The organism is Pluralibacter sp., assembly GCF_019237635.1.
In the GTDB taxonomy this organism is placed as follows: Bacteria; Pseudomonadota; Gammaproteobacteria; order Enterobacterales; family Enterobacteriaceae; genus Enterobacter_B.
On sequence record NZ_JAFAGS010000101.1, the window covers coordinates 1 to 18203 of the forward strand.

Annotated in this window: 15 protein-coding genes and 6 pseudogenes; 18 read left to right on the forward strand and 3 right to left on the reverse strand. The window is 50.3% G+C overall.

Annotated features, from left to right (window positions below; all coding sequences use genetic code 11):
* The first annotated feature begins 91 nt into the window (after positions 1–91).
* The 13 genes and pseudogenes from JO226_RS11775 to JO226_RS11835 all read left to right on the forward strand — a co-directional run.
* Positions 92–595, forward strand: a complete 504-nt coding sequence (locus JO226_RS11775) for a GNAT family N-acetyltransferase (RefSeq protein ID WP_293583056.1) — start codon at positions 92–94, stop codon at positions 593–595.
* Positions 596–631: 36 nt separating this feature from the next.
* A complete protein-coding gene (locus JO226_RS11780) occupies positions 632–2737 on the forward strand; it encodes an ATP-binding protein (RefSeq protein ID WP_293583057.1) in 2106 nt (701 codons plus the stop codon).
* A 27-nt stretch (positions 2738–2764) separates the two neighbouring features.
* Entirely contained in the window at positions 2765–3358 is a 594-nt protein-coding gene (locus JO226_RS11785) for a Pvc16 family protein (RefSeq protein WP_293583058.1), read from the forward strand.
* A gap of 29 nt (positions 3359–3387) precedes the next feature.
* Positions 3388–3948, forward strand: coding sequence for a hypothetical protein (locus JO226_RS11790; RefSeq protein ID WP_293583059.1), 561 nt, complete (start codon positions 3388–3390; stop codon positions 3946–3948).
* A 173-nt stretch (positions 3949–4121) separates the two neighbouring features.
* A complete protein-coding gene (locus tag JO226_RS11795; protein ID WP_293583060.1) occupies positions 4122–5612 on the forward strand; it encodes a glycosyltransferase in 1491 nt (496 codons plus the stop codon).
* A 124-nt stretch (positions 5613–5736) separates the two neighbouring features.
* Positions 5737–6309, forward strand: coding sequence for a hypothetical protein (locus JO226_RS11800; protein WP_293583061.1), 573 nt, complete (start codon positions 5737–5739; stop codon positions 6307–6309).
* Entirely contained in the window at positions 6306–6953 is a 648-nt protein-coding gene (locus JO226_RS11805) for a hypothetical protein (protein ID WP_293583062.1), read from the forward strand. The genes JO226_RS11800 and JO226_RS11805 overlap by 4 nt, the downstream gene beginning before the upstream one ends.
* Positions 6954–7343: 390 nt before the next feature.
* Positions 7344–7751 (forward strand): putative adhesin, encoded by a 408-nt coding sequence (locus JO226_RS11810; protein ID WP_367273556.1) that lies wholly within the window; start codon positions 7344–7346, stop codon positions 7749–7751.
* A 224-nt stretch (positions 7752–7975) separates the two neighbouring features.
* Positions 7976–8914 carry a hypothetical protein gene (locus tag JO226_RS11815; protein WP_293583064.1) on the forward strand — a complete coding sequence of 313 codons (939 nt, stop codon included), beginning with the start codon at positions 7976–7978 and terminating at the stop codon, positions 8912–8914.
* Between the two features lie 31 nt (positions 8915–8945).
* Positions 8946–9198 (forward strand): annotated as a pseudogene (locus JO226_RS11820) (transposase); the annotation flags it as partial.
* A gap of 25 nt (positions 9199–9223) precedes the next feature.
* Complete coding sequence (locus tag JO226_RS11825) at positions 9224–9841, forward strand: methyltransferase domain-containing protein (protein ID WP_293583065.1); 618 nt, start codon at positions 9224–9226, stop codon at positions 9839–9841.
* Positions 9842–10029: 188 nt separating this feature from the next.
* Positions 10030–10214 (forward strand): annotated as a pseudogene (locus JO226_RS11830) (IS6 family transposase); the annotation flags it as partial.
* 468 nt (positions 10215–10682) lie between these two features.
* Positions 10683–11033 (forward strand): annotated as a pseudogene (locus JO226_RS11835) (transposase); the annotation flags it as partial.
* Between the two features lie 271 nt (positions 11034–11304).
* On the opposite strand, the pseudogene JO226_RS11840 reads toward JO226_RS11835, so the two are convergent.
* Positions 11305–11485: pseudogene (locus JO226_RS11840) on the reverse strand (IS1 family transposase); the annotation flags it as partial.
* A gap of 91 nt (positions 11486–11576) precedes the next feature.
* Here JO226_RS11840 and JO226_RS11845 point away from each other — a divergent pair.
* The 3 genes and pseudogenes from JO226_RS11845 to JO226_RS11855 form a co-directional block, all read left to right on the forward strand.
* Positions 11577–14321 carry an ADP-ribosyltransferase gene (locus JO226_RS11845; protein WP_293583066.1) on the forward strand — a complete coding sequence of 915 codons (2745 nt, stop codon included), beginning with the start codon at positions 11577–11579 and terminating at the stop codon, positions 14319–14321.
* Positions 14322–14349: 28 nt separating this feature from the next.
* Positions 14350–14631: pseudogene (locus JO226_RS11850) on the forward strand (IS1 family transposase); the annotation flags it as partial.
* Positions 14632–14730: 99 nt separating this feature from the next.
* Positions 14731–14907 (forward strand): annotated as a pseudogene (locus JO226_RS11855) (DUF4113 domain-containing protein); the annotation flags it as partial.
* Between the two features lie 78 nt (positions 14908–14985).
* On the opposite strand, the gene JO226_RS11860 reads toward JO226_RS11855, so the two are convergent.
* On the reverse strand, positions 14986–15084 hold the full coding sequence (locus JO226_RS11860) for a YoaK family small membrane protein (RefSeq protein ID WP_013366625.1): 99 nt from the start codon (positions 15082–15084) through the stop codon (positions 14986–14988).
* Positions 15085–15269: 185 nt separating this feature from the next.
* On the opposite strand from JO226_RS11860, the gene JO226_RS11865 reads away from it, so the two are divergent.
* Both JO226_RS11865 and JO226_RS11870 read left to right on the forward strand, forming a co-directional pair.
* Positions 15270–15530, forward strand: a complete 261-nt coding sequence (locus tag JO226_RS11865) for a DUF2534 family protein (protein ID WP_293583067.1) — start codon at positions 15270–15272, stop codon at positions 15528–15530.
* 91 nt (positions 15531–15621) lie between these two features.
* Positions 15622–17109, forward strand: a complete 1488-nt coding sequence (locus JO226_RS11870) for a GGDEF domain-containing protein (protein ID WP_293583068.1) — start codon at positions 15622–15624, stop codon at positions 17107–17109.
* Here the strand turns inward: JO226_RS11870 and JO226_RS11875 are convergent.
* On the reverse strand, positions 17085–18092 hold the full coding sequence (locus JO226_RS11875; RefSeq protein ID WP_293583069.1) for a sensor domain-containing diguanylate cyclase: 1008 nt from the start codon (positions 18090–18092) through the stop codon (positions 17085–17087). The two genes, JO226_RS11870 and JO226_RS11875, sit on opposite strands and share 25 nt — an antisense overlap.
* Between the last annotated feature and the right edge of the window lie 111 nt (positions 18093–18203).

Here is an 18203-nt window from a genome sequence, read left to right on the forward strand (position 1 = left end):
CCGTCAGCCCGAGAATGAGGAGTTTATTAAAGTCCGGCTGATAAATGCCGCAGAGAAAGTTATGCACTAACTCAACGCAATGGAGAGGAAGATGAATGGCATTATTGTCAGACACAGTGAAAGTCATGATATTTCTGCACTGCAACAGTTATTTTCCCATGCCAGTCTGTCCGCAGACGCATCGCTGCCCTTATTCCCGTCACGCGATGAGGTACGAAGGCGTATTTCCGAACTCAACCTGAATGGATGTAGCCTGGTGGCCTGTCTGGATGATGATGTTGTGGGACATCTGCTGCTTGAGCCGGAGCAGGATATGCAACGCCGGCACGCTGCCTCTTTTAGTCTCAGTGTTGCCCCTGAATGGCAGGGAAAAGGGATTGGCAGTGTCCTGATGCAGGCGATGCTGGTTATTTGTGACCGCTACTGGGCACTGGAGCGCCTTGAACTCATCGTATTTTCCGATAATCACCGGGCCATCAATTTATATAAAAAATTCGGATTTGAAACGGAAGGTGTATGCCGTAAATATGCCCTGCGCAACGGTATTCTGAGTGATGTTTACCGGATGGTTCGTTTTGGAACCAGACCAGAATAGTCATTATCTGACATCATCATAGTAAGGTTTCTGAATATGGAACAATCGATTATTCCCTTAAATATTCACCATCATAGGGTTAATGACGGGAACAGCGCATTTCTTTTTCGTGAGCTGGAGCGGATTGATTTATGTCTGCAACGCTATGCTCTGCGCGAGCGGGATCGGCTGGAGTCGCATGTACTGGAAGGGTTTCTGCTCAGTGACGATGAGATTGAACTGCGTACTGAGATGCCAGAAGGGGTACCACACTGGTTGTCCGGGCGGGAAATACTGCCTGACTATGTGATGTTTCAGGAGGAAAATGCCGATGGTTTGTTGGCACAACTGGTAAACCGGTTTGAGCTGACCGCCCTGGAAACCGATATTCTGCTGCTGGGCCTGCTGCCTTATTTCGACAGCCGTTATTTTCATCTGTTTGCCGCCCTGCAGCGCAGTGGAGGGAAGAACCTGCCTTCGTTTGAGCTGGTACAGGCGCTGTTTGGGGGAGAACATGTTCTGCTGTCAGAGCAGCATATCAGCCTGTTACCGCAGTCTCCGTTACTGCAATCTCAGCTTATTACGGTCAGAAAATCGGGTGAGAAACAAGGGGAGGACTGGGCGCAGTCGCTCTTCCTGACCTCAACCGGCATTTTCCACTACCTCACCGGTAATGATTATCTTTCTTCACCACTGTCAGCCTGTGCCAGGTGGTATCAACCTGACCCGGAAGAAGGACTGCACAGTACTGTGGAGGTCCTGTCGGCTTTGCAGGCCCAGGATGAGACGTGCGAGGGAGGCATGCATCCGGTACTGATACTGGAGGGCGCGGCAGAAAGCGGACAATTGGCAGCGCTACGCGCTGCGGCCTCACAAAGAAGACAGGCGATACTGTCTCTGGACATGTCACAGTTGCCGGAGAACCCCCCGGAGGCACGGTGGATTCTGGGAGAAGCCACTCGTGAGGTCCGGATGCGTGATGCCATTCTGGTACTCAGTCTGCGGGACACAACAGAAGAAGAAACGGAAGATAAGAGCTGGATGCAGCAACTGCATCAACCTGGATTACGGGCGGTAATATTGTGCGACAGGTCGACGGGACATCTGCGGCTTGCGGGGGTGTCACAGTTGGTACTCGACATGCCGGGGCTTTCCTGCCGGGAGAGGGCAGTATTGCTTGAGCGTGCGCTCTCCCCTGATTTTGCTCCGGATATGGATATTGCCGGATTCTGTCGGCGGTTCTCCTTTACCCGCGACACTCTGCCACACATCCTGCAGGAGGCCAGAGGCTACCGTAATCTGCGGGGCGGGACGGGCGCTGTCAGCGCCGCCGATCTGAACCGGGCACTGCGGATGCATGCGCGCAAGAATTTCGGCAACCTGGCGCAACGCCGGGAGCCGCAACGCACGTTTGATGACCTGGTGGTCTCTGTTGAGCTTCGGGAACAACTGACAGAAATCCTGGTAGCGGCCCGCTACCGTGATACGGTGCTGGAGCAGGGATTTGGGGCAAAAATTGGCTACGGCACCGGGATCAGCGCACTGTTTTGTGGTGATTCCGGTACCGGTAAGACCATGGCGGCGGAGGTCATTGCCGGGCAACTGGACGTTGATCTGATAAAAGTGGATTTATCCACGGTGGTGAATAAATACATCGGCGAAACGGAAAAAAATCTGTCGAGGATATTCGATCTGGCGGAGGCCGATGCGGGCGTGCTGTTCTTCGATGAAGCGGATGCACTGTTCGGCAAACGTACATCAGTGAAGGACTCCAAGGACCGGAATGCCAATATTGAAGTGGCGTACCTGCTGCAGCGTCTGGAAAATCATCCTGGCCTGGTCATTCTCTCCACCAACAACCGTAATCACCTGGATGATGCTTTCAGTCGCCGTTTCACGTTTATCACCCGGTTCGATTTCCCCGGCACCCCGCTACGGGAAGAGATGTGGCGACGGATATGGCCACAAGGTATGACGCTTGCCCCAGATGTCAATTTTGCCGCCCTGGCCAGTACGGCGCCGCTGACCGGCGCGAATATCCGCAATATCGCCCTGCTGTCCGCCTGGCTGGCGGCGGAAGAGGCTACCGGGGCGATTTGCGATCGCCACATCCGCCTTGCCATGAAACGCGAACTGGCAAAAATCGGACGTATCTCTTACTGATTTCCTACCTGTGAAAGGAGTTTCTCTATGGCTGTTCAGACAGCATCAGATGATGCCATTATTAGCGTCAACCAGGCGATATTAACCGCCTTGCAGGAGTATGTGGATGACAGCGTTGATATCCGTTTTGACTTACCGGAGCCGGACGTCCCGCCATCCCTGCCCACCGTCAGCGTGTTTTTATATGATATCTACGAGGATTTGCAGCTCAGAACGGCAGAATCACGATCCTACAATGGCAGTGTATTGCTGCCGGGACGGGTCAATGTCTGCTGTAATTATCTCATTATGTACTGGGATCAACCGGCGACTGACGGGGGACCGAACGGAGGGCCTGATAACCAGGCCACGATCATTATGAACCAGGTGCTGAATGCCCTGATCAATAACCGGCAGTTGACAGGGATTCCGGGGGCCTTTACCCGGGTCATTCCTCCGAAGGAAGAGCTGAACAGCCTCGGTAACTTCTGGCAGTCATTGGGCAACCGTCCGCGGCTGGTGCTGAATTATGCGGTGACTGTGCCGGTTTCACAGACGGACCGTAACGTTGTGGTGCCGGAGGTGGCAGAGACAGAGGCAAGGGTGGAGCAGATGCCAAAGGTGATGCATCATCGTGGCTGACAAGAGGCGTTGACCCGCTCTGGAACTTTATGAAACGAATTAATGAGACTATTGTTATCTGTGCTTCAGGGCCCTCGCTTACGCATGCTGATTGTGTGAAAGCTAACTCCTCGGGAGCGAAAGTAATTACAGTGAATTCGTCATGGGAAATCTTACCTGACTGCGATTATATTTTTGCGGCTGACTACCGGTGGTGGGAGACAAATATCGATACACTCCCGGAACCCCCTCAACGCTGGAGTAACAATCTCAAAGCAAGCAGAATGTATCATCTGGAGTATTGTCCTGTCCGGGCCGGAGGGACATTTAACTCCGGACAACTGGCTATTCATTTTGCTACCTGGCTGGGTGCCAAGAATATCCTACTGCTGGGATTTGACTGCTCAGTACGCGATGGTATTCACTGGCATGGTAAGCATGCTTCTTTAGCTAATCCGGGACATGTTCAGACTGAACGATGGAAAAAAGAGTTCAGGAACACGGCAGGTCAGTTTCGTGGTAGCCATCATATTATTAACTGTTCTGCCAGAACGGAACTGGACTGTTTCACGGTTATGAATCTTGATGATGCGTTGGCCCTGTATACATAATTTATTTTATTACCCGGCAAGTTCATATCACAATGAGCACTTATTTCCACGCATTAAAATAAAAACCAGCTTCTTGATTTCTTTCGCAATATAACAACGTATTACGATAATGACATCATGGATGCGCGTGTCTTTTTTGCAGGAGAGAATGTACGAATACTGGTGGAACCACTATGCAACAAGATCACGCCGGAAAGGAGAAACACATGAGTTTTAATGCTCACCCGGAAGAACGTCTGTCAGTCCCTCCCTGTCAGGAGACACCCGTGGGCCGAATAGGAATTGGTGTGACCACACACAATCGTCCGGACATGCTGAAAAAGACCATGGAGGCGATCACCAGATTTTCGCCTCAGGGGGCGAAAATTGTCGTCGTGGATGATGCCAGTGATATTCCGGTAGAGGGGGCGACATATCGCTTTGAGGAAAATGTGGGGATAGCCCGGGCTAAAAATAAATGCTTCGCGTTGCTGGAAGAGTGTGAACACATATTTCTTTTTGATGACGATATATACCCTCTGCAGGGAAACTGGTGGAAACCGTATGTCGCATCCAGTGAACCTCATTTGTTTTATATGTTTGAGAATTTTGCCACGGGGAAAAAAATTAATGATGCCATTCTTCTGTATTCGGACAGTCAAATAAATGCCTGGTCCCACGCGCGAGGATGCATGCTTTATTTTGCACGTCGTTGCCTTGACGTTGTGGGGGGAATGGATCCGATATTCGGTAAATGGGGAGAAGAACATATTGAGTTGTCGGGGCGCATTTACAATGCAGGATTAACATCCTTTCGGTTTATGGATGTCACATGCAGTAAGGGATTATTCTGGTCTGCCGATGAGCACAAGGCTATCGCTTCATCTGTGCTAATATCAGAACGTCGTCAACAATTAATTCGGAATAAACCTCTTCTGGCGGCGCGAGAAAAAAGTTCAGACTTTATTCCTTACCACGAAGTCGCTATGCCAAAGATAGAAAATAATGTCGTTATTACCTGTTTTTTTAACAGGCAGGTCGACCTTGAACGTGGTTATCACTGGAAAGCCGATTATGCTGCCCTGCAACCGTTGATCAAATCATTGGGCTCTCAGCCTCTGGTTATTTTACATGACTGTCTGGATGTTCCAGATACGCCAACGATAACGCATATCAACGTCGAAACGAGTATAGGACCTTACTGGCAACGCTGGATTAGTATTTATCAATATCTATTGCAACATCCTGAAATTGACAGAGCTTTCTGTGTGGATGCAACCGACGTTGAAATGCTGCGTAATCCATTCCCTGAAATGGGTAATTATCTCTATTGCGGAGATGAACCTTGTCAGATTGACATCCGATGGATGCGTTTAAAACATCCCGCCTCCACAATACAGGCGTTTATCCATCAGTTTGCCTCTCATCAGTTGCTGAATTGCGGTTTACTGGGCGGGAGTCGGGAAATGCTGATTCGCTTTATCAGGGCGATGCTGGATGCGTGGGCCAGGAATGTGGCAGACGTTGCATCTCGGCGCGAAAAGACCGTTGGCCACACCGAAATGGGGCTGTTTAATTACATCCTCTTGACACAATTTACTGGGCTTATATCACACGGTAGCCATGTCAATACCACGTTCAAAAAAAACGAACGAAATGACATCAGTTGGTGGAAACATAAATAACGCGACTCCTGACGCTTACAATTTGACAATATAGTGAGGAATTATCCGGTGGGGGGAGAGTTTGGTTGCATCCGTTTTTTATCAAACAGGGACTACCGATCTGATTCAATGGAGGAGTTGCGTAATGGTTGAGACCGTATTTGTGTCATTTTTTACCGATAACTGGCAGTATCCTCAATTGGCTCTGCGGTTGCGGAAACAGCTTGAAACCATGGGGTTGAAACATGATATCCGCCAGATGGCGTCGGGCGCTGACTGGCTGGAAAATACACGCATCAAGGCTCGTTACATTCGAATGATGCTGAATCTTTACCCTTCAATCGTCTGGATGGATGCAGATAGTGATATCCATCAGCTGCCATGCATACTGATGGATTATAGCGATGATTTGTTCCTGCGCCCGCATTCAACGGTTCGCGGGCGGGCCTGGCATGTATCGGTAATGGGATGGAAATCTAACGATAAAACGAAGGCACTCTGTGATGCCTGGATAAAACAGGCTGATGCGGTTGGTGGTACTGATGAAGCGGCATTTGATGTTGTGATTGCTTCTTTTGCGGGGAAGGTCAGTATTGGGCGCATGCCTCTGGAGTATCACCGGCTTCCTCATGAACGGCATAATAACAAGGTTATCACCATCGGTATTTCTAAGGATCCTGACAAAATGCGTATCAAGTATACGGAGGGATTCCGATGACCGTGATTATGACAGTACTGAGAACGGGAGGTGAATACCGGCCTGAACACGTTCAGCGTCTACACCGCCAGTTTGGTACTTATCATGCTGTTTGCCTGACAGATGTTGCTGTGGAAGGGATAGAGACACTTCAGCTTGCTCATGACTGGCCGGGCTGGTTCGCTAAAATGGCGTTGTTTGATCCAGAACTGATACAGGATGACATCCTGTACTTCGATTTAGACACCTTGCTGATACACAGCCCGCAGCCATACCTCACGGATGGGTGTTTCCGCATGCTTTCTGATTTCTATTACCCGACCAAACCCGCAAGTGGGATGATGTTCATTCCCCATCATGAGAAAATGCGCATCTGGTCAGCATGGATAGCCGATCCGCAAAAGTGGATGCGTAAATACAGGGGGGATCAGGATGTGATTGAGGCGATATGTGGCAGAAATATCGCCCGCTTTGGTAACCCGGTGAAATCCTACAAAGTGCATGTGGCAGTCCCTGGCATGCCTGGCTGGCATGCCAGGTTCTCACAGGGAAATGGGGAAATACCGGTTGACACCGATGTTCTTTGTTTCCATGGTTTCCCCCGACCATGGGATAAGTCGATGGACGGGATTCTCCCTGCGCTGTTGCAAAGATCGATAACCTAACAGGATTCGACGATAACGCTGAACCCAGCGGGTAAATAGGATCACGTGCAGCTGTCTATTCCCACCATTTAAGAAAAAGTACCAACGAACTCTTAAATCTCTACGCAGTATAATATCTTAAAATTCAGGGAGGATGTTTTAGACAACTCCATCAATTAAAAGAACATCTTTCTACAACAGTTGGCTTTACATGTCTAACTATCCACTACAGTAATGGTTGGTGCAATATGTGTGCTTATAAAAATGCTTCATCTAAGAACAAAGGTCGTAAAGTGTTGGCGGACCAATCTTTTGACACCTTTGATTTATATAGGAGTCCGGGTAATCAACTGGAACGTGTTATAATTACATCTCATGGTAGTCAAGCATTGACAAATAGATTATTTTAATCTGGCTGGGGGGCAAAAGATTATTTATTTTACGAGTAATGGTCAGGCATTGGAAGACCCAGGGACGGAGAATATTGCCATGAATCTATTCCTGCCTCGAGAAACACTAAATGGTCCTGGTAAGGTACAAAATTACAATTTATCCAGTTATAAGCTGGATACCCCAGAAGATATACGTCAGATTGCTGATGACTCAGACGCTGATGTGATATCAGTAACGGAACGTACGGATTTGAAACACATTTTAAAGAGATTAAACCAGGTAGGTTTGAAGTACAAAACTATAGAAGGTCTTTTCTGCCGGAGTAGATTTAAAGATGCTGTTCTCTCAAAATTGCATTTAAGAGATGCCCCCACTCAAAATGCTTATGCAGATCCATTTGCATATTACAAGAAGAAAAATCCATAAACCTTCTGCGTTTTTCATTACGAGTATCTGACCAAAACTCGAAGCTATTTCACTATTTTGATAGTTTTATTGGTGTGTATGGTTCCATATCCTGTTAACTGAATTTGAGTCTACAAGTTGATGAGGGACAGGATATACATGAAACTTCACCCAGCGCCATGTAAATAGCAATCTTACCAGCTTTCTGGAACATAACTGTAAAACGTACTACGGAGAGTTCACCTATGTTAGCGTTTAAGAATAAAAAGCAAACCAAAGACGAATCAAATAACTCCAGACCAAAGAATGATGAGCGTGAACCACTGCAATTAATGCCCCAACTCCCTGCGGGAGCGGCTGGTGATATGTCTCAATCGACTCAAGATTCGAAGCTTTTAGACGCGTTGAGATCCATTCGTGAGGCGTTAACTAGCGCTGGTATAGAGTATGTTATTATTGGTAGTGCTGCGGCGGCTTTCCGTGGGGCAGATATAGAACCAGCAGATGTTGATGTTGCTGTTAAATCCGTGGATGGTTATCGGGAAGTATGTAGAATGTTCGGCGAGAGGGCAATTAACTTAGGAGCATCACGAGAGAGTGCGCTGGAAGTACCTATGGCTGGGATGACGGTTGAATTTTTAAATCCAGAAATTGGGAGAGTCAAAAATACTCACGCCCGCGGTAAAGACTACTATGTGATTGACAAGATGGATATACTTTCAAGAGCCTGCTCCAGGGAAAAAGGGGTTAGACTAAAGGAAATAAAAATAATTTCTGCCATGCTGGGGGGAATTGATTTTTCTGAATTTTCATTTCAAGAAAAACACAAGGTAATGGAAAGCGTTCATGCTGCAGCTATACGCCATCTGGATGAGACAGGCGCCAGGACGGAAGAAAGGTTAGATCTACCTGAATCTCCAGTGAAAGCCATTGCTATGTTAAAAAATATAGAGGAACTGGCGGCCTCACAGGCCGGAAAATTAACGGATGTCGACCATCAGGCTATTGCAGAACTTGGTTCATTAGAAGAAAAATATGCAGACGGTGATATTGAGGATGATGATCTTGAGAAGCGCATTAAAGAATTATATAGCTTCTGTTCAGAGGCTGGAAGTCAGGAAGTTTATAAATTGGCGTGTAGCATACTAGGGGATACAGCCCCTCAACCAGAGTCAGCCCAATGAACAGATGTTCAGTAAATCGGATCTTACGCATAACGGTGTCTTCACCCGCAAGGTTGACGCTCTGGTCCAGTCGATAGACCGGTATCTCCCGCAGACAGGTTCTGCCGTGGCATCGATGAGAGCGTGCAGGCCTACCTTCAGCGACCGCTGGAAGGGGAATGATTCGCCTGTGGCGGGATGCGACCTGCGTAAAGTTGCGCAAAAACGGTCGGGTGGTCAGCGTGGCGGTAATAATCGCCTGCGCGGTCAGCCCGGACGGACGCCGGGAGATAATCGGGATGGGTGAAGAAAAATTTACGAGGTGGTTAAATGAAGTTGTTCACTGAAAAAATGCATCGCGGGTTCATATGGCTACCTGAAATTGGTATGGGACATTTTCCCGTTATGTCTGATAACCGCCCGTATGATGCGGCGTATTTTGCAAAGTATCAGGCAATGGCTGATACGGATTTGGGACGAGAACTGACGGCCGCTCGCATCCAGTTAGTGGCACGGCACTATACCGGTCCCGTGCTTGATGTAGGGATCGGGGCCGGTCAATTCGTCGATAGCAGGCAGAATACCTGCGGTTATGATGTGAACCCGGCAGGTATTGAATGGCTGGAGCGCCGCGGGTTATGGGCTGACCTGTACGCTGGACGCCATACGGCATTATCCTTCTGGGAGAGTCTGGCGCACATTGCCCGCCCTGATATTGCCGTTGCACGCGCTGGACGTTGGGTTTTTGTTTCTGTCCCTGCTTTTGCCAGTGGGGACCATGTTCTGCGGTCAAAGCATTTCAAAAAAACAGAACATATCTGGTACTGGACACACGATGGACTTGTCAGCTGGTTTGCTGAACAGGGTTTTGCGCTGGCGGAACATAACACCTGTGAAAGCTTGTTAGGTCGTGAGGATATAGGATCTTATGCCTTCAGGAGGGTATAAGAAATATAATCTCCCGCAGAGAACACATTATTGACATGAGATTCACAATGCGGTTCTTTCGTATTAAGGTGTTGTCAGGTAACATGCTATTTTTTGCGATTTTGGGCCAGGGCCATGTTGCCTATGCCATCAATTCAGACCCCGGTGAGATAATGGGGAAATTAGCGCTATCCCACTGATATTTAAAAGTGGAACAAGAACTCAGTAATATAAAGCGTCGGGTACGACAGATGCTGGGATTTAAACCGTTTCATCGGCACATTCGCTTCTGGCAGGCATCGAACTGATCCACATGATATGCAAAGGGCAATACCAACACCCACAAAGTGATGGATTGCCAGTCGCAGAACACTTCTATTTGCTGACTGCTTAAACTGCTCCCTCAGCAAAAGGTGGCGATAAGTTTATCACCACAGACTATTTGCAACAGTGCCGGTTAAACTACATCAAGGTGGATTTTATGTATGATACTAAGAAGAAATAATTTGATTTCAATTACATCGTACGTCTTCAGGACGCGGATGCACCTAACGACCAAGATACACAATTGCTAGCTGATCGATTGTTTAGTAAATTTTCCGGTGATAGCAAAGCAATTCAACTAGATTGGGACCCAAGGGGAACGGCAGATAATGTTAAATATATTAAAGGGAAGAAGGATGATATTCATCCCTTGGGCGAAAACACCAGACTGTATTTTGTAACTCATGGGCACATTGGAGAAACCAGTCCAACTTTTAGTCAGTGGCCAAAAAATCTCAGATGATCCTACCCACGTAATGTGGACACGCTCCTAAGCGAGGTTCTGGTTTTCAAACTGTTCCGGACTGAGACCACCACAGGTACTGTGACGGCCAGTCTGTTGGTTACCCGTTTGGGGGATGGTAAAAATTACGCCAGTAGCCGTGATTTTGCTGCATCTACGGGGCTTGTCCCCAGACAATACAGTACGGGTGGGAAACCTACACTAATGGGTATCAGCAAGCGAGGGAACAAGATATTAAGAAGTTTGCTTGTTCAGTGCGCCCGGGCTTTTATGCGACGGCTGGAACATAATCCGGGACGTCTGGCTGAGTGGGTTAAAAAGCAGCTTACCAGCCATCATTCGAACGTTGTGGCATGCGCTCTGGCAAACAAACTGGCACGTATAGCCTGGGCAGTTACGGCACATCAGACGGAGTTCAGCAAATGAAAACCTAACGAAAATGGACATTAAATCAATTAATTAACAAGTTACTATCTGGTTTTGCGAAGACTGATTATTGATGACATGAACGGCCTATCGGCCTGTCGATGAACCTGGAACATCAAATGGCTCTCTGAAGCCGACCTGTTTTTAAGGTTCAGCAGGCGCGGAACTCATCGTGGCGCGAGTAATTACTGTTCACCAGACGCCGAATAGATTTAAGCAAGCCTGTCATAAGTCAAAATCAGTGTTGCAAAAAAGGGGGTGACAATAGATTGGTGTTGTACGCGTACCAGAGCCAGTGCTGCCGGGCTTTACTGCCAACGAAACTCCATTGCTCGTCGAGTTCACAGATAAGCGCCACATCAGCGAAACCTGTCATGGCCTTTAGGGTTCTGACCATGGCGGTAAACCTGAGCGGACTGACAACGGGGGCAATGAACATAAACGCTGGCCATGGGAAAACCTCAAAAGCCCGCATTATACACCAGATTCAACCAATTAGAGGCACCACCCAAAATATAACTTAACCCCAAAGGAAATAATCTGATGCCTACAGAAAATCCACAACTACAGCAAGCGATCGAAGAGTTTAATAAAGCCATTATACGTGCGGCAGAGTATGAAGGTAATATTGAGAATATCATTCGGGATAAGGTTGACAGTCTTTTCCCCACAGCAGAGAAATCTCTAAAAGAGAGCGTGGTTGCCCAGGCGGTGGAAAAAATAGCTGAGGCAAACCAAGCATTTGAGTTTAATCATCTGGGTAACGACCTGCTTGAACTCCCTGCGGTGGAATATATCGCACGCTCTTTTTTGCGCCGAACGCTGGAAAAGACGGCGATTGCTCAGGCTTACGATCCTGCTTTTTCCGTAGTAAAAAACAATCCGGATTCCGGGATCGGTTTCCTGGAAGGGTGGAGCAACGATAATGCGGAATGGGCAAAGCAAATGAACGCGTTGCTGAATGAAAGCAAGGTTAATGCCCGCGTGTTGACCAGCCTGGCATACAGCTATATCCGCCCTTTTCGCAACCCGCAGACACTGCGCAAGCTCGGGGGGGAAGCTAATGAGTCGTTGCTGGACAGCAAAGAAGCCAACTCGCGTCTGGATATTTTTACCGGCTCAACGGCGGGGGCGCCGCCGGCCATGTCGAAGCCGATCACCACTCAGCCTCACGGCTGGCCGTGGCTAAAATACGTCGACTGGAACGCCGCGGAAGCATTGGGCAACAAAACGTCACCGGATTTAATTGGCGACCGGCCAAGCAGCGATCCGCATAAAGGGACGGGCTTCAAGTTTAAGGGCATGCTGCAGGCGATAAAGCCGCCGCCGTATCGACGCCATTCATTCTCCCTCAGGGAACGCGACCAACATGAATCGGGGTACGGCGGTTTTGTTATCAACGATAAGTCGATGACCTCAATAGGGGCAGAAAAACCTTTGGTGGTGAACTGGCGTCAGCAGAACATGGATAAAAAACTGCCGATGTTTGCCGGTCCGTCCAGTACCACGTCCTATATGTATGAAATTGCCCGTTTGTTTAATCTGCCTGTTGCTGAAGCCCAGGCATTCAGGCTGCTGTTGTTGGGCTGGATGATCCAGGCACGCGATCACAGCTTTACCGAAATTATGGGGGCACTGGATGCCTATGCCATGGAGTTTGATGAGCAGGGGCTTACGGCCGTACCCAGTGACGCAAAAATGGTCTGGGGAGCAAGGCAGAATGGTGACTGGCTGCGCGCCTATGAAGATTTGATGACTGAGGATATTGACCTGCCTGCGTTGGAAGCCAAAACCCTTATTCTCGAGGGGCAAGAGATCCATTTGCCGGCGCAGGACGCCGTTCGCATCAGTCGGGATGAGTTTGACCAGTTCATTACCGCAGGCAGGGGATATCCGGCGCAATATGCTTCAGATGACTACTTGCTGAAAATAGGTGAGGCAGTTGCCGGCGGTGGGGAAGTAGAAGATATCTCCGGGCTGGCGTCAGAACGGATCCTGTATGCACCGCAAAATAGAGAAGATCTCACACTCTATAATGCGCGGGAGCGAGAGCTACCGCCGCGTCCTGCCCGTAGCGCCCCCGGCACGCCTTTTCTGGATGGGGAAAAAGACGCGGCGGTTACGGCTTGGCTTGACGCTCTGCCTGAGGCTAAACGCGCGTCTATGCTCAATGCTGCGGCCTCGCTCCTGGCTGAGTCCACGCAAAAAGACTCCCTGGGTCATGTGTTCAATCACGACAACCATAACGATATCTGGGATCTGTTTCTGACACAGCCGGGGACGAATATGCTGGCTGGCCAACTTAAGCTGGATCCGTTTTATCACGGAGAAGATCCGTTTGTGAATTTGCTGGATCGCGTGGCAATTGAAAAGACGCCACAGGCGCGCTCCAGTTACCTGCTTGATGCCATTGGCGACAGCAAACAGAATCAGGATATTTTACTTAAAGGGATGCTGCTGGCCGTCACCCGCTTCTACACCGGCAACGGGGCCGTTGTGATCAACCCGGGTTACGGTGGGTTCGCGCCGCCGAAAAATGCGGGGGAGATGGAGAGTCACCTACAGGCTCTGCTGAAGAGAAATCAATACCTCACTCCCGGCCAGCGCTCGCAAGCGAAAAGTGAGTATCGCCAGACGGTTGAACTGCTCCATAGGGCGCTTGAATCGCCGATGTTTGAACGGTATTCCGGCACGCTCTGGCACGGCAGTCATGTTGCCGTGGCCGAGGCATTACTTGAACAGGGCAACGATGCCCGGTTCCCGGGGTTTATGAGTACCTCTTACGATCCGGCGGTCGCCAAGAGTTATATGGTGAAAGGGGCGCTGATTATGGTGAAACCGGGGGAGGTCAGCGGATCGCTGATTGAAGGGATCAGTAATGCTCCGAGCGAGAAAGAAGTGCTGTTTCCTGAAGGGACGCCGTTTAACGTTGAACAAAGCTATGTGCTGCATCTTGAAAAAGGCTATCCGCCTGAAGCCAATTCAATGATGAAGAAAAAGAAATTCGATTTTGAAGTAGCGAAAGGATCGAAACAGCCTTACGTGAAGATCCGGGTGACCCGGCCCGGACAGACCGACGGGAGCGACCCCGAGGGAGAACGTGAGCTGGCATCGTTGATTGAACAGCTCAAAACCGGTAGCGTCGATGGACTGGAGCCGGAGACGAAAGTGGTGGTACTCAGGCCGAGGGCGTCAAAAGAGGAGGAGGTGTCGGCAGAGGAAGTGGATGCCATCAGGTCGAGCCCTGGAGCGAAAAAACCACAGGCGCAAATGATCGCGCGGTGGTGACGGGGACGGGACATGCCCACGCTCTCCTTTTGGTCCCCGAACTGATGAAACCTGCCGGGAGCTACTGGTACTGCTCATGCCATTCAACATCGGCATGATCACCAACGACGACTGGGGCAGCTATGGCCGGGAGGTGCCGAAGGATAAGCATCTGACCGGAAAAATTTTCACCCAACGTATTGAGCGTAATAACCTGACGCTCCGCACCCGCATTAAACGGCTGGCTCGTAAAACGATCTGCTTCTCGCGCTCAGTTGAGATCCACGAAAAAGTCATCGGCGCGTTTATCGAAAAATACATGTTCTACTAATTGGATGCATCACCATCTCCGGCTTGTATTTCTATTCCACATAAATGCCGATATGAGCTGGCTAACTATGCGGCAGCTGCAGAGCGTTACAGCAACAGCGGCGTCGCGCAGCTTAATCTCTTCGACGATAACGCGCCCCGTCCCGGCAGTGAAAAACTGATGAGCGTGCTGGATTCACTCAATGCACGGGTGGGGCGGGGAACGCTCTATTTTGCCGGGCAGGGGATTGAGCAGCAGTGGCAGATGAAACGCGACATGCTGTCACCGCGTTATACTCGTCATACTTCAAGTTGCATGTGCGTTGGCTGCGTTCGCTCACCCCAGTCACATAGTTATCTATGCTCCTGGGGCGCTTTAAGAGCCTGGTGTGGCGTACCCGCCAATGACAAACCAGGCCAGAAACGCAACGGCGACAATAAACACCAGAACAGGGAATGCGATGCCAATTCTCATACTTTCTCACTTCCATTATGGATTTTTAGTCTGCACAGGATACGGTTTCTGTGGGAAAGCGAAAAGCCTGGCAACCTCTGCTGCGATTGTAATCACCAGCGGCATTAAATAACAAGGGTGTTTAATTTTTGCTGTGTTAATGTTACAAATAGCGCTTTAGCACCATTTATTTTAGGGAGATTGGGATGATCCGGGAAAGGCTAAAAACGAAAAACGGCAAGCGTTTTATCATGGTCGTAATCTTCATTTTCGCTATTGCGGTGATGATCGTGGGGCGGGCAACTTTTGGCGGCGTCGTGCAGGAGTACGATCTGCCTTATTCGGCATGGACCACATCCATGTTCGTGCTGCAGGGGGCAATGGTGCTGGTTTACAGCATTGTCTTTACGCTGCTGTGCTCGATTCCGTTCGGCTTTATTTTGCTTGGCGGGAGCGAGCAAAAATAAACAAAGCAGGCGTCGTTTTACATGGCGGCGCCGGTGCAGTTTCGCTACATTGTAACTGAAAGAAAAGCCTATTTTCCTCAGTGGTGTGGTAGTGAAAAACGTTCAGGATGCATTGCGCAAGCGCCAGGCGCTTCTGATCTCAGCGGTAATTACATTGCTTTGCGTGGCCCTGTACGTGATGTTTGCTCATCAGAAGCGACTGACGGAAGTTAGCGAGGGAGTCAACGCTCTGGTGACGCAGTTGACGACCGTCTTCAACGACAACGAGCTTATCGCCGACGCGACGGGGGTTCGTTTCCAGCAAATCAAAAGCAGCCACCTGTGCGGTAGTCTGACGGATTTTACGCCGCAGGGCAGTGGGACCTGGGCCATCAATGGCGGTCGTCAGGCTATTTCCTTCCAGCAGGGAACGATAATCTCCCGCGAGCGTAGTGAAAATGTGCGTTGCATATACGCGGCTGCCGAATTCATCCGCCACAGAATCAACGCGCTGAACTCAGGCTATTCGGCCTCTCACCGCTATATCGTCGCCTCCGACGCAAACTGGTTTTACTGGTTTTCGCCCGCCGATTCGCGGTTATTTGATTTTTCGACGTCGCAAATGGCCAGCAACCCTGAGGCCTACTTTAAGCCGCCACAGCCGTTTTATGACCGGCTGCTGCAAAAGAATCTCAGCATCAAATCCAGAAGCTCGACCGACTTTTACATCGACCAGATAACGGGTGAAAAAGCGTTCAGCATCGTCAGCTATATTTATGATCTTTCCGGCGTGCAGGTCTCCGACAATATTGTCGGTTATCTGGTTTATGACCATTCGCGGCCTGAGCTTTTAGCGGCGCTACGGGCCGGGTTTCCTGGAAGCCTGCCTGCGGCGTTGATGGTCGAACTGGGGAACAAACGAACGGGCGAAACGCTGTGTCTGACCGGTGAATGCTACTGGCGGCAGGGAGAGAAGGTGCGTCAGCTATCGGAAAAATATTATCTGCGCTACGCGCTGCCTGTCTATCTGTTCGCCATCAACGACCCGCTAGCCTGGCGGGTAATTCTGCTGGCGCCGGTTGTCTTTCTGCTTCTGAGCGGGGGGATTCGTCGTCGGCTGAACTACGGTGATACCCGGATGTATACCGATCCGCTTACCGGCTGCTTTACGCGCAAAATCCTCGATCCCGTGCGTAAATATATGGACGATCGCGCGTCGGTGATTCTGGTGGACTGCAACAAATTCAAGGCGATCAACGATACCTGGGGACATGAGGTGGGGGACCGGGCGCTACAGACGATCACCCGACTGATGATGGCTGTGGCGCGCCCGCAAACAGACTGGGTCATCCGAACCGGGGGGGATGAGTTCATCATTCTGCTTGAGCACACGCCACTGGATGAGGCCAGGGCGATGGCGCAACGCGTGGCGCAGCGCATCGCCGGAGAGGCATTTATGGTGGACGGCAAGGCGCTACCGCTGTCGGTTTCCTGGGGCGTGGCGTCGTTTGCTCAGGATCTTGATACGACGATACAGCAGGCGGATGCCGATATGTATTGTATGAAGGTGAGCCGTCAGGGTGCCATGACCTCACGCTGACGGATCTTTTTGTCGACATACATCGCGACATCCGCGGCCTGAATCGCCCTCTCGGCGTCCATCTCCTGCGGGTTTGCAATGATGGCGCCGATGCTGGCGCCCGGGTAGGAAATGTCGTGCTCTCCCAGCAGGTAACGCCCGCAAATCTGACGGCGCAGCAGGTCGATAAAGGCGCCCTGCTGCCCGGAGGCGGTCATTTCACACGCGACCAGGAACTCATCGCCGCCGAGACGCCCCACAATGTCATTACTGCCCATCAGCGAGGTTAAGCGCTGACCAACGTCAATCAGGAAATCGTCTCCGGCCCGGTGCCCGTAGCGGTCGTTAATCGCCTTGAAATCATCGAGATCGATAAAGGCGACCAGCACGCGGGACTGATGATGGCGGGACTGGCTGAAGAGCGTCTCTAACTGCTCATAGACCGCGCGGCGGTTGGCAAGGCCGGTGAGAACGTCGGTATAGGAGTGAGCGACCAGCGCGGCGTTGGCTTCCCGTAACCGCGTAACCAATGATTCGCGCTCGATGCAGCTGGCTATCAGGCTGGCGAAAAGCTGCAGCACATGCTCGCTGTTGACGCTGAAGTTGTGCTTATCGCGGCTGGTGGCGCACAGCGTGCCGTAAAAGGTACCGTCGGCCAGATGCACCGGGGTGGTGAAGTAGGTGGTGATGCCCAGCGCCTGTGCGGCGTGGCACTCCCGCCAGCGCACGCTGACATCGTTGGCGAAAAAGCATTTTTCATCCATAGCGCGTTTACACAGGGTGTCGTCCCAGGGGACGGAAAAACCTTCCGGGATCTGCATTTCGCTACTGTTTCGCGCATACAGGACGTGCTGCACGCGCGCGCTTAAATCGACTTTGGTGAGGTACGTCGACTCCATCCGGGTGACGAGCTCAAGCATCTCCAGCAACTGACGCACGAGGCTTTCAAGCGAGTGTTCGGTATTGAGGGCTTGTGAAACGCGGGCAAGAATAATGTCTGACATAACCTATACGACCCCCGTGGCATGATCGTTCGTCATGGCACGTTATGCTGGAATTTTCGACTACCAGAGCAATGAACGCAGTATAGTACAACATCAATACGTCAAATTTAA